The organism is Labrys sp. WJW (assembly GCF_001676615.1).
GTDB lineage: Bacteria > Pseudomonadota > Alphaproteobacteria > Rhizobiales > Labraceae > Labrys > Labrys sedimenti.
Window position 1 is genome coordinate 244400 of record NZ_LYXZ01000056.1, and the last position, 12144, is coordinate 256543.

General features: G+C 63.0%; 9 protein-coding genes and 1 tRNA gene. 4 read left to right on the forward strand and 6 right to left on the reverse strand.

Annotated elements, in window-relative coordinates:
- Positions 1 to 8 precede the first annotated feature (8 nt).
- The 4 genes from hutH to BA190_RS29155 form a co-directional block, all read right to left on the reverse strand.
- Positions 9 to 1640 (reverse strand): histidine ammonia-lyase, encoded by a 1632-nt coding sequence (hutH, locus tag BA190_RS29140; protein ID WP_068296266.1) that lies wholly within the window; start codon positions 1638 to 1640, stop codon positions 9 to 11.
- Positions 1641 to 1805: 165 nt separating this feature from the next.
- Entirely contained in the window at positions 1806 to 2957 is a 1152-nt protein-coding gene (locus BA190_RS29145; protein ID WP_068296269.1) for a carboxylate-amine ligase, read from the reverse strand.
- Positions 2958 to 3173: 216 nt separating this feature from the next.
- The gene (gene glnA, locus BA190_RS29150; RefSeq protein WP_068296272.1) at positions 3174 to 4583 is read right to left on the reverse strand and encodes a type I glutamate--ammonia ligase; all 1410 of its coding nucleotides are present in this window, start codon (positions 4581 to 4583) and stop codon (positions 3174 to 3176) included.
- A gap of 166 nt (positions 4584 to 4749) precedes the next feature.
- Positions 4750 to 5088: a P-II family nitrogen regulator gene (locus BA190_RS29155; RefSeq protein ID WP_068296275.1), complete on the reverse strand. Its 339-nt coding sequence runs from the start codon at positions 5086 to 5088 to the stop codon at positions 4750 to 4752.
- 286 nt (positions 5089 to 5374) lie between these two features.
- Here BA190_RS29155 and BA190_RS29160 point away from each other — a divergent pair, with 286 nt between their 5' ends.
- Positions 5375 to 6844 carry a bifunctional ADP-dependent NAD(P)H-hydrate dehydratase/NAD(P)H-hydrate epimerase gene (locus BA190_RS29160; protein WP_068296375.1) on the forward strand — a complete coding sequence of 490 codons (1470 nt, stop codon included), beginning with the start codon at positions 5375 to 5377 and terminating at the stop codon, positions 6842 to 6844.
- Positions 6845 to 6860: 16 nt separating this feature from the next.
- On the opposite strand, the gene BA190_RS29165 is transcribed toward BA190_RS29160, so the two are convergent.
- A complete protein-coding gene (locus tag BA190_RS29165; RefSeq protein WP_202908539.1) occupies positions 6861 to 7976 on the reverse strand; it encodes an RNA ligase family protein in 1116 nt (371 codons plus the stop codon).
- Positions 7977 to 8002: 26 nt separating this feature from the next.
- Here BA190_RS29165 and BA190_RS29170 point away from each other — a divergent pair, with 26 nt between their 5' ends.
- Positions 8003 to 8797 carry a DUF4239 domain-containing protein gene (locus tag BA190_RS29170; RefSeq protein WP_082980106.1) on the forward strand — a complete coding sequence of 265 codons (795 nt, stop codon included), beginning with the start codon at positions 8003 to 8005 and terminating at the stop codon, positions 8795 to 8797.
- Positions 8798 to 8860: 63 nt separating this feature from the next.
- On the opposite strand, the gene BA190_RS29175 is transcribed toward BA190_RS29170, so the two are convergent.
- Positions 8861 to 10162: a multicopper oxidase family protein gene (locus tag BA190_RS29175; protein WP_068296285.1), complete on the reverse strand. Its 1302-nt coding sequence runs from the start codon at positions 10160 to 10162 to the stop codon at positions 8861 to 8863.
- A 223-nt stretch (positions 10163 to 10385) separates the two neighbouring features.
- On the opposite strand from BA190_RS29175, the gene BA190_RS29180 reads away from it, so the two are divergent.
- A tRNA-Leu gene (locus BA190_RS29180) sits at positions 10386 to 10470 on the forward strand.
- A gap of 61 nt (positions 10471 to 10531) precedes the next feature.
- Positions 10532 to 11962, forward strand: coding sequence for a trigger factor (tig, locus tag BA190_RS29185; RefSeq protein ID WP_068296288.1), 1431 nt, complete (start codon positions 10532 to 10534; stop codon positions 11960 to 11962).
- Positions 11963 to 12144: the final 182 nt, after the last annotated feature.

A 12144-nucleotide genomic window follows, 5' to 3' on the forward strand; every position in this document is an offset into this window, starting at 1 on the left:
GGGTCTCCTCACTCCAGGCCGCCGACTGCCGTTTCCACGGCCGCCAGGATGCGGCCGCTACGGGCAAGTTCGAGTATGGATTGCATTTCGTGGTGGTACCAGCGGTCTCCGTCAAGGGCCGGCGCGATTTCGGCGCGGATCGCATCGAGCGCCGCCTGCGAGCCCTTGCCGATCGGGTAGTCCTTGCTGCGGTCGGCAACCAGAGAAAGCGCCTGGGCCGCCATCAGCATCTCGACGGCAACGATCTGCTCGACATTCTCCACCACGGTGCGGGCCTTGCGCGCACACCAGGTGGAGTTGGAGACATGATCCTCCGCATTGCTCTTGCCGGGAATGGAGTCGACCGAGCCGGGCGTGGCGAGGCCGCGGTTTTCCATGACCAGGGCCGACATCGAGCATTGCACCGTGGCAAAGCCGGTATTGAGGCCGCGCTGGCCGGCGAGGAGGTTGCGCGGCAGGCCATAGCTCATCACCGGATCGATCAACCGGGCGAGGCGGCGTTCGGAAATGGCGCCGAGATCGGTCATGGCGATGGCAAGCAGATCCATGGCCTGGGCGACATAGGCGCCGTGGAAATGGCCGCCCGAGATCGAGACATAGCTGCCGTCGTCATTGGCGAACATCAGCGGGTTGTCGGTGGCCGAGTTCATTTCCACCCCGAGTATGCCGTCGGCATAGGCGAGGGCCTCGAAGACCGGGCCGTGCACCTGCGGGGCGCAGCGCAGCGAATAGACGTCCTGCACGCGCGGGGGCACCGGCTTGGCCGGGTCGCGCGCCTCGTCGGGATAGAGGATGGCGCGAGCGCCTTCCGAGCAGCGCTTGGAATCGCCGGCGATGCGCAGCAGGTTGCGGGCGGTGCGCGCCTGGCCGCGATGCGGCCGCGCCGCATGCACGCGCGGGTCGAAAGCGGCCAGTTCTCCGCGCAGGGCCTCCAGCGTCAGAGCGAGCGCGATGTCGGCATGTTTGAGGATGCGCTTGGCATCCTCCTGGGCAAGGGCTGCGATGGCCAGCGATACGGTGGAACCGTTGATGATAGCCGAGGCTTCCTTGGCCCCCATCTTGTATTCGGGCTCGAAGCCGGCCCGGCGCGCGGCTTCGGGCGCCGGATAGACCTTGCCCTTATACTCGACCTGGACGTCCTCGAACCCTCGGATGGCGCCGGCGAGATAGGCGAGGGGAGCGAGGTCGCCGGAAGCGCCGACCGAGCCCTTGGAAGGAATCACGGGGTGCAGGCCGGCATTGAGGAAGCCGACGAGACGGTCCATCAGCGGCAGCGTCGCGCCCGAATAGGCGGAGGCAAAGGCATTGGCGCGCAGTAGCATGGTCGCGCGCACGATCTCGCGCGCGAAGGGCTCGCCGATGCCGGTGGCATGGGCGCGGATGGTCTGATCCTGGTAATGCGTCATGTTGGCGACGGGAATGCGCACGTCCTTGAACAGGCCAACGCCCGTGTTGAAGGCGTACATCAGCGGAGCCTGATCGGTCAGCCAGTTGGCGTCGATATAATCGCGCGCCGTGCCTACCGCGGCGCGGGCCTTGGCCTCGATGCCCGCCTTCTCGAAGCGGCCTGCCTTCTCAGAGCGCGCGACGCGGACGACCTTGGCACCGGTCATACGTCGCCCGTCTATGGTGACAGCCATGGCCTCCCCCGCATCGCGCTCGATATCCTTGACCTATGCGTTTTGCGATTTGGAGGTTACGCCAAGAATCGCAAGGACGCGTCGAACCAAAGAGTGAGAGCAAACAAGTGTTTCCGTCAAAACGCGCTTTGCTCTAGCAGAAGCGGATCGAAACGCAACCGGCCTTCAGCCGCTGGCAGCAAGGCCTGCGGCCAGTGGCGCAGCCGTCCTGTCCGCCAGCCAACAGACCACGGCGTGGATGGCCTCTTCCGTCGTTGCGCCGGCGGCGATGCGCTCTTCATAAACCGTCAATTGCCCATCGGCGCTGGTGCCCGTGCGCAGGATCATCTGGGCCGTCGCCAATTCCTCGCTGCAGCCGAGCAACTCGGCATCTTCCCAGACCAGATCGAGCAGTTCCGTCAGCATATTGGCGGCGCTTCGCGCCTGCCCGCTATGCAGGTCGATGAGCGAGCCGTGGATGCCGTAGCGCTGCGCCCGCCATTTGTTTTCCTCGACGATCGCACGCCCCGGCGACGTCAGGCCACGATTGAGGTCCGGCTTTCGGATGAGGTGCCGCACCAGGCTGCGATAAAGCGCGGCGATGGCAAGGGCATCCTCCACATTCGTGCAGACATCGGTGATCCGCAGCTCCAGCGTGGGCAGATGGCTGGAGGGTCTTATCGCCCACCACAGGAAACTGGTGTCGTCGATGATGCGGTTGCTCACCAGCGTGTCGACATAGGTCCGATAGTCCTCCTCGCTCCGGAAGAGGTCGGGCAAGCCCGAGCGGGGCAATTCCGCATAGATGTTCTGGCGATAGCCCATCAGGCCGGTCGGGCGCGACTGCCAGAACGGCGAGGAAGTCGAAAGCGCCAGCAGCAAAGGCAGATAGGGCAACATGCGGGTCATCAAGTCCACTCGCGAGTGTTCCTGAGGAATCTCGACATGAACGTGCATGCCGCAAATCATCTTGCGGCGTGCGAGCATCTGCAGGTCACGCGTGACCTTGCCATAGCGATTGGCATGGGTGGGATGCTGCTCGGACCATTCGGCAGAAGGGTGCGTGCCCGCGGCCAGGATGCCGAGATCGTGCTTGAAGGAGAGGTCCTGCAAGGCCTGGCGGCAGCCCACCAGTTGCAGCCTCGCATCCTTCATGTTGCGGCAGGGAGTCGTTGCAATCTCGATCTGCGCTTGCAGCAACTCGCGTGTAACGTGTTTGCCCAGCATTTGCCGGGCCTCGTCGAAGAACTCGGCCGACATGGTTTCCTGCACAGCGCCGGTCCGGCGCTGGAACACGAAATACTCCTCCTCGATACCGAAGGTGTAGGGATGCTCCATGCTGTCCTCCGATCGGTGTCGGGCAGTGATCCGGGCCTCGATGCAGCTCTCTAACGCAGGCCGCCCGCAGAAGGTCCCGGGCAGATACAATTCCCTTACATTGGCGAGGAGCGAGCGTTCTCGAGCCCCCTGTAGGCAATACCAAAGAGTAAAGGAAAGGCCGGTGCATTGCTGCACCGGCCCCCGCTCGGCTCTCTCTGGATGGTTTTTGAGTTGTTAGACCGAGTAGTACATCTCGAATTCGACCGGATGCGGCGTCATCTCGAAGCGCATCACTTCCTGCATCTTCAGCTCGATGAAGCTGTTGATGAAGTCGTCGGTGAACACGCCGCCCTTCTTGAGATACTCGCGGTCCTTGTCGAGGGCAGCGAGAGCCTCGCGCAGCGAGCCGCAGACGGTCGGGATCTTCTTGAGCTCCTTGGGCGGCAGGTCGTAGAGATCCTTGTCCATCGCCGGGCCGGGATCGATCTTGTTGAGGATGCCGTCCATGCCGGCCATGAACAGGGCTGCAAAGGCGAGATAGGGGTTCGCCGCCGGATCGGGGAAGCGGACCTCGACGCGCTTGGCCTTCGGGTTGGTCGTGTAGGGGATGCGGCAGGAAGCCGAGCGGTTGCGGGCCGAATAGGCCAGCAGCACCGGCGCTTCGTAGCCGGGGACCAGGCGCTTGTAGGAGTTGGTCGCCGGGTTGGTGAAGGCGTTCAGCGACTTGGCATGCTTGATGATGCCGCCGATATAGTGAAGGCAGGTCTCGGAGAGGTCGGCATATTTGTTGCCGGCGAACACCGGCTTGCCGTCCTTCCAGATCGACTGGTGCACATGCATGCCCGAGCCGTTGTCGCCGAAGACGGGCTTGGGCATGAAGGTTGCCGTCTTGCCATAGGTGTGGGCGACGTTGTGAATGGCGTACTTGTAGATCTGCAGGTGGTCGGCCATCGTCACCAGCGTACCGAACTTCATGCCGAGTTCGTGCTGGGCGGAGGCGACCTCGTGGTGATGCTTCTCGACCACGACGCCCATCTGCTGCATCGCAGCCAGCATTTCCGAGCGCATGTCCTGCGCCGAATCGAGCGGGGGAACCGGGAAGTAGCCGCCCTTGGTGTTGATGCGGTGGCCGAGATTGCCACCTTCATATTCGGTGTCGAAATTCGTCGGCAGTTCGGTCGAATCGAGCTTGAAGCCGGTGTTGTAGGGGTCCGCCTTGAAGCGAACGTCATCGAACACGAAGAACTCGGCTTCCGGGCCGAAATAGGCGACGTCACCGATGCCGGTCGACTTCAGATAGGCCTCGGCGCGCTTGGCGATGCCACGCGGGTCGCGGCTGTAACCTTCGCCGGTGGAGGGCTCGACCACGTCGCAGGTGATCGACATCGTCGCTGCCGAGAAGAAGGGATCCATCGTGGCGGTGGTGGGGTCCGGCATCAGGCACATGTCGGATTCGTTGATCGCCTTCCAGCCAGCGATGGAGGAACCGTCGAACATCGTGCCTTCCGTGAAGATCTCCTCATCCACCAGGGAGACGTCGAAGGTCACATGCTGCCACTTGCCGCGCGGGTCAGTGAAGCGAAAATCGACATATTTGACGTCATTGTCCTTGATCGCCTTCAGGACATCCTTGGCGGTCTTCATCTGGTGCAACCCTTTCGTTCGTTTGGGCACTATCTTTTAAGGCGCGAACCGAGGCCCGCTGATTGCCAGAGCGTCTTGCGATTGGACGGGATCACCGGAAATCGCAAAGACGCGTCGAAATACAAAGCCAGAGCAAATAGGCGTTCAGCCATGAACGCGCTTTGCTCTAGATGGCGTCGAGGCCACTCTCGCCGGTGCGGATGCGGATGGCTTCCTCGATGTTGAGGACGAAGATCTTGCCATCGCCGATCCGGCCCGTCTGGGCGGCCTTGCGGATGGCGTCGATGGCGCGCTCGACACGCTCGTCCGGCACCACAACCTCGATCTTCACCTTGGGAAGAAAATCGACGACATATTCGGCGCCGCGATAAAGTTCCGTGTGGCCTTTCTGCCGCCCGAATCCCTTCGCTTCCGTCACCGTAATGCCCTGCAGGCCGACCTCCTGCAGCGCTTCCTTCACCTCGTCCAACTTGAAGGGCTTGATGATGGCTTCAATTTTCTTCATGGGGTCTCCTCGATTTCAGCACATAGTGCGCAGAAACCTCCTTGCTGGTAGCAGGTCGCATGCCAAACCGCCAACAGGAAAATTTTCTTTTATCTTCAAGATGTTGAGGCGTTAGGTGCTGAAAAATGGGCAAGCGATGCCGGAAGACTGCACAATTTTTCGGCGACCTGCCAATAAAATATGCGCCCCGAGAGGGTAATTTTCAGCGCTTGACGTGAAGGAACGCATTTTTTCCACCGAATGCGACGAGGTGGCGCATGCCAGGGAAGGTTTGGAGGACGTTTTGATTGAGTTACTGACCCCGTCCGAAATGGCCGATGCGGATCGTCTTGCCATTGCCGAGGCCATGACGGCCGACCAGTTGCTCGAGAGGGCCGGGCGGGCCGTGGCCGATGTCGCGGCGCGACACCCCTTCAACACGCCGATCCTGGTTTTGTGCGGCACCGGCCTGAATGGGGGCGATGGCTTCGTTGCCGCCCGTATCCTGCGCGAAAGGGGCTATCGGGTCCGGCTCGGCCTGCTGGGCCCGGTTTCGGCGCTGGGGGGAGAGGTCGCCTATGCTGCCGAGAAATGGGGGCAGCCGGTGGAGGATGCTCTGGCGCTGTCGCTCCCCAAGGAAGGAATCATCATCGATGCGCTGCTCGGCGCCGGGCTTTCCCGCGACATCGGCGGCCCGCTCGCCGCGTTGGTCGAACGGATCAATGCTTCGGGCCTGCAGGTCATCGCAGTCGATCTGCCCTCCGGCATCGATGGGGCGACCGGCCAGATCCGCGGCGTGGCCATCAAGGCGCACGAGACGGTGACCTTCTTCCGGCGCAAGCCTGGACATCTGCTGCTGCCGGGCAAGCTCAATTGCGGTGCGGTCCGGATTGCGGATATCGGCATTGCGGACAATGTGCTGGCAACCATCCGGCCGCGGACTTTCGTCAACCAGCCTTCCCTGTGGCAGCCCTGTTTTCCGCATCCCGGGCCGGCGGGACATAAATATGCGCGGGGGCATCTGGTGGTGCTGTCCGCCGGCATTGAAGGGACGGGGGCGGCACGGTTGGCGGCCAAGGCCGGATTGCGTGTCGGCGCGGGGCTTGTGACGGTTGCCAGTCCTTCCGACGCTCTCGGCATCCATGCTGCCTCGCTCGATGCCATCATGGTGCGGCGCTGCGATGGCCCGGAAGGCCTCGCCGTCATGCTGGAAGATGCCCGGCGCAATGCATTCGTCGTGGGGCCCGCTTTGCCGCCGGATGAGGAGACCCGCGCCAAGGTCGATCTGGTTCTTTCTTCCGCGCGAGCCGTGCTGATCGACGCCGGCGCGCTCTCCGCCTTTGCCGCCGAGCGCATTCATTTCATCGCCACGCTGCGGGCTGCGCTCGGGCCCGTCGTTCTCACGCCCCATGAGGGCGAATTCGCACGCGTCTTCGACGACATTGCCGGAAAACATGCTGACAAGCTCCAGCGGGCCCGTGCAGCCGCCGAGGCAACCGGCGCTGTGATCGTGCTGAAGGGGGCCGATACCGTGATCGCAGCACCGGACGGGCGCGCCGCCATCAACGCCAACGCACCGCCGACCCTGGCGACGGCCGGCTCCGGCGACGTGCTCTCCGGCCTGATCGGCGGGCTTCTCGCTCAATCGATGCCGGCCTTCGAAGCCGCCAGCGCGGCCGTCTGGCTGCATGGCGAGGCGGCCCATCTGTTCGGGCCGGGGCTCACCGCCGACGACTTGCCGGTGATGTTGCCCAAGGCCCTCGCAGCCTTGTCGTGAGCCGTGCCGCATCAACTCATGCCAGGCTTTCGGCGAACAGGTCGACGCCATCGGCCAGGCGGTTGGGCAGAATTGGGCGCTCCTGCCAATGGGAACCCGAATCCTGGATGGTCTGATGAAAATCGGCACGCACGAATTTGTAGCGGCCGATGACTTGTTCCTCATCCTCTTGCTTGAGGTAGAGCCCTTCGGCGAGATCGCTGTCCTCAGTCTGGCCCAGGACAGTCGGGACGTCGAGGCCGGCCTCGGCTGCGGCGAGCCGCAGGGATTGCCGCCAGTCCCGCGATTTATAGAGCGACGGCCCGACCAGTGCCGGTAGTTCTACCTTCCTGGGCAGGTTGCCTTGATGAACGACCGGTACCGAAACCACGGGCAATCCGGCTAGCAAGGCATGCCGGCGCGGCGTCGCAAGAAAGGCCGCGCGTTCGCGATCATAGATATCGAACTCGAGAAAATAGTGCGGCAGCCGATCATAGAAGACCGTGTGCTTGGCAAAGCACCATTCACCGAACATCATGAAACGCCGGCCCAGCAGTATCCTGAATATACGTTCATGAGTTTGCGCCCAGGCCTTGAACAGGTTGAACTGGGCTTCGCGCCCGCCACCGGCGAGGATATGGCCGCGCGATTGCAATGTGAGGTTGCCGCTATGGTCGAAGCTTATGGCCGCATTGGCGCCGTCGAGCTTCTCTTCGAAGACGAGACGGCCGCCGTCAAGCTGGCTGAGCTGAATCTGACCCGTACTGTCGTCGCCGGGTTGCAGCCGCGAGCCGACGAGATGCGGCGTGCGCGGATATTTGAAGAAGGACATGGTCGCACCTTGTACACACGATTTCGCATTCGCCCGGCCAGCAGGCGGCGTAGGAAAATGCGGGCTGTGGGACGGAGGCCCTGCCTGAACCGACAGGGCCGAGATGCGCGTTACATGGCGAACTCCTGAGTATCGCGTATAGGGGCGATCGCCTGATCGGACAAGCGTCGACAGGCGCGCGATCGAGGCGGCGCTCCATTCAGCCACTGAACTCGAGGGGCGCCGCAACACGTCCGGGCAAGAGAGCGTGACGGTCTTGTGCGCGCGACCGAATTCTGGTGTGACTTTCAAGTCACGCCTGCTGAGCGACACTGCCGACACAAAAGAAAAACCTGGCGGTCCCGGTCATGGAAGAAATCTACGGCCTGAGTTTCCTGGTGCTTTTCAGTTTGAGCGCCGTCGGCGGGGTGATCCTGCGCAGGCACCTGCATGAGGAGCACCTCTCGAAAGAGAACATGGAGGCGCTGCGGCTGGTGACAGGCCTGCTGGTATCGTTCGCGGCCCTGATCCTGAGCCTGCAACTCTCCACCTCCAGGGCTGAATTCGACGCAGCCAGCAAGGATCGCTCGACCTATGCGGCGCATCTGGCGAGCCTCGATCAATGCCTGCGCGATCTCTCCAAGCAAATGGAACCAACACGGCAGTTGTTGCGCCGCTACACCGCCGCGGTGATCGCCAGCACCTGGCCCGATGAGCCGGCGCCGCAGGTCAAGACCATGCTCGACACCAAGGACATGCCGCTCATGGGCGAGGACAGGGTGCTTGCCGGCATGATGAACCGGATCGGTCTGGCGATCGATTCATTCGAGCCCGCCGATGGCATCAGCAAGAACATCGTCGCGCGCTGCCAATTGGACTACAGGGCGGCACTGACGGGACGTTGGGCCGTGATCGAGGATACCCACGCTCCGTCCGGCGTGTCCTTCACCCTGATCATCAGCTTCTGGCTGGCCCTCGTCTTTCTCAGCTTCGGCCTTCAGATCTCGCATCGGCTGTTGAGCAAGATCGTGCTCGCCATCGGCGTGGTGTGCATATCGAGCGTCATGTTCGTGATAACCGACCTGAAGATTCCCTATGGCGGCTTCTTCGGCATCTCCAGCATCTCCATGCGCGACGCGCTGGCCGACATGAATCGCGACTGAACCTCCGGAAGCCGCTCGCCATCTCGAAGACGCCGGCACGGTGACAGCCGGCGGCGCCTTGATTCAGGTCACCTCGAACCAGGCCAGGAGATCGTCTTTCCGTGAGGGGCCGCAGGCGCGGCCATGCAGGAGCCATTTGCCGGGATTATCCGCCAGGAACACCGTATGCACGGTTTCGCCCGGACCGATCGCGACCGTGTCGACCCAATAGGGCTGCCACTCGTCGTCGAAGGGATGAAGGATGCGCATGGCGTGGCCATGTACATGCACGGCCTGATCGATGGGCGTTTTGTTGGCGATGCCGAGATCGACGAGGCTGCCGCGCTTGACCGAGAACAGAGGCTTGCCGGGCAACCCGGAGCCGCCCCCCTCATGGCCGGGCAGCGATACGGCAATGCGCCTGGCCTTCTGCAAGGCAAGTGCGACGGGCAGGCCGGGGCGCGGCAGCACCAGAGGGGGCAGGGGGGCCGAGCGAAGCGGAGCCGTATCGCTCGCGACAAGCTGAGCGAGAATGACGACGTCACCGTCACGGTCCAGCGCGATGCCGGCCTCGCTCCCCTTTGCGAGTGTTCCGTCGACCACAATATCGGCGCGGCCGCCGGGGGGCAGGTCGATTCGGCCGCGATTGGGGGCGAAGGGCGTATCGACGGCATGGCCGTCGATCGCGATGATGGTGGCCTCAAAGCCGGCCAGGGCCAGTTTGGCGATGCGCGTTGCGGCGGCGTTGACGAGGCGCAGGCGTACACGCTCGTTGGGGGCGAGGCGGATCGTTTCGGCCGCTTTCGAATTCACCGTAACGGTTGGCTTGCTCTCGGTGGTCGGGGCGGCCAGAATTTGTCCGTCAGGGCCGATATTCCAGTCGTCGATGACGAGAATCAGGTCTTGGTCGACCTGTGGCGGTTCGTCTTCGTCGACGACGAGGACGCCATAGAGGCCAGCCTCGCATTGGGACAGAAAGGGGCCGAAAGCCGGCGGGTGGTACCAGAAGGTGCCGGCATCCGGCGGCGTGAAGGCATAGTCGAAGCCCGCGCCTGGCTTCACCGCCTGCTGCGTCAGGCCAGCAACGCCGTCCATGGCGTTGGCGAGCCGCAGACCATGCCAATGGATCGTCGAAGGGGTTTCGAGCTGGTTGGCGAAGCGCAGCTTCACGGGCTGATTGCGCTTGGCGCGCAGGAGAGGCCCCGGGATCGTGGCGTTAAAGCACTGCGTGCGGGTGGGCTTGGCGCCACCTGGCAGCGCGAGTTCACCAGGGGCGGCTGTCAGGAGAGGTCCCGTGGTCGCCAGCGCGGGGCGGGCAAGAGCAAGGCTGGCCAGGGTGACGCCGAGCCCGGCCAGAAGCTGGCGCCGATCGAGGCTGACGGTCATTGCTCGCTCCTTCCGGGCTGGGGTGTTGGCTATTCCCGCCTGCCGGGAAGGTCGCTCGGTGGGCCGGGAGCGGCGTTGCGGTCGAGCAAGGCATCCGTCTGCGAATCCCCAATTCCAAATATCATGCAGGGGATGGCATTTTTTTGCTGCATCAATTTCATGACATGCTATATGGCGCCACTCGTTTCGCAGAATGCAAGTTTTGCGAAAGGGAGCCCTATTTGCGGGCGTGGCGGAACTGGTAGACGCGCTGGATTTAGGTTCCAGTGATGAAAGTCGTGGGGGTTCGAGCCCCTCCGCCCGCACCACGATCGGCCTCGACGGCTTAAACACGGGGCAGCTACGAACTCACGGATTCGGGACAAGATAATGCAGGTGACCCAAACCCTGGCCGATGGCCTGAAGCGGGAATTCAAAGTGGTGGTGCCGGCGGCCGATATCGCCTCGCGCACCGATGCCCAGTTGGAAGACATGAAGGGCAAGGTCCGCGTCAACGGCTTTCGTCCGGGCAAGGTGCCGGTGGCGCATCTGCGTCGTCTCTACGGCCGCTCGGTCACGGCTGATGTCGTCAACAATTTCGTTGGCGAAGCCAATCGCAAGATCGTCGATGACAACCAGATCAAGCTGGCCATGGAGCCCAAGCTCGACTTCGGTGCCGATGATGAGGGCGTGACCCAGGTGCTCGACGGCAAGGCCGATCTCGCCTGGACCGTGGCCGTAGAAGTGCTGCCGACCTTCGAGGTTGGCGACATCAACGGCATCAAGATCGTCAAGCCGGTGGCTGAAGTCGCCGACGAAGAGGTGCAGTCGCGCCTCCAGGATCTGGCCCGCCGCAACGTGACCTATGCCGACAAGAAGGCCAAGTCGAAGGCCGAGAACCACGACCGCGTGATCGTCGATTTCGTCGGCAAGATCGACGGCGTCGAGTTCGAAGGCGGCAAGGGCGAAGATATCTCCGTCGATCTCGGCTCCAAGACCTTCATTCCGGGCTTCGAGGACCAGCTGATCGGCGTCACCGCCGGCCAGGAGAAGACCATCGAGGTCAAGTTCCCCACCAACTATGCCTCCGACACGCTGGCCGGCAAGGACGCCACCTTCGACGTCAAGGTCAAGACGGTGCAGGCTCCGGCTGAACTCGTTGTCGACGACGAGCTTGCCAAGTCCGTCGGCCTCGAATCGCTCGACAAGCTCAAGGAAGTGATCAAGAGCTCGATCGAAGGCGAGTACAATGCCGCCTCGCGCAGCAAGGTGAAGCGCCAGCTTCTCGATGCGCTCGATGCCAAATATTCCTTCGATCTGCCGCCGACCCTGTTCCAGCAGGAGTTCGACAATGTCTGGCTGCAGGTCGAGCGCGAGATGCAGCAGACCGGCCGCACCTTCGAGCAGGAAAACACCACCGAAGAGGCCGCCAAGGAAGACTATCGCAAGATCGCGGCCCGTCGCGTTCGCCTCGGCCTCGTCCTGGCCGAGATCGGCGAAAGCAACAAGATCCAGGTGACCGACGAGGAAGCGACCCGCGCCGTGATCGAGCGCGCCCGCCAGTTCCCGGGCCAGGAGCGCCAGATCTGGGAGTTCTACACCAAGAACCCGCAGGCGATTGCCGAGTTGCGCGCGCCGATCTTCGAGGACAAGGTCGTCGACCACATCCTGTCGCTCGCGGATGTCACCGAGAACAAGGTCTCCAAGGAGGATCTGTTCAAGGAAGACGACGAGCAGGCTACGTCCGCTGCTGCCGAGGACAAGCCGGCCAAGCCCAAGAAGGCCAAGGCTGCCAAGGCTTCCGCCGAGACCGCCGAGTGAGGCTGCGCCGGGCCGTAATGGCCTGTCGAAACGAGTCTGCAATGGCCGGGTCTTCCCCGGCCATTGTCGTTCTCAAAACCCTCGACTCGCAAAAGGCGAGGCGGGGGCTTGCAGGACGAGGCTTGACGACACATTTGCGACATGAGGGGCCGGCCCGGTCGGGGAGGGCCATACTCTCGAAC

Excerpts from the sequence above, each read along its gene's own strand:
- hutH (WP_068296266.1), bottom strand. The coding sequence starts at position 1,640 with ATGGCTGTCACCATAGACGGGCGACGTATGACCGGTGCCAAGGTCGTC.
- BA190_RS29145 (WP_068296269.1), bottom strand. The coding sequence starts at position 2,957 with ATGGAGCATCCCTACACCTTCGGTATCGAGGAGGAGTATTTCGTGTTC.
- glnA (WP_068296272.1), bottom strand. The coding sequence starts at position 4,583 with ATGAAGACCGCCAAGGATGTCCTGAAGGCGATCAAGGACAATGACGTC.
- BA190_RS29155 (WP_068296275.1), bottom strand. The coding sequence starts at position 5,088 with ATGAAGAAAATTGAAGCCATCATCAAGCCCTTCAAGTTGGACGAGGTG.
- BA190_RS29170 (WP_082980106.1), top strand. The coding sequence starts at position 8,003 with ATGGAAGAAATCTACGGCCTGAGTTTCCTGGTGCTTTTCAGTTTGAGC.
- BA190_RS29175 (WP_068296285.1), bottom strand. The coding sequence starts at position 10,162 with ATGACCGTCAGCCTCGATCGGCGCCAGCTTCTGGCCGGGCTCGGCGTC.
- tig (WP_068296288.1), top strand. The coding sequence starts at position 10,532 with ATGCAGGTGACCCAAACCCTGGCCGATGGCCTGAAGCGGGAATTCAAA.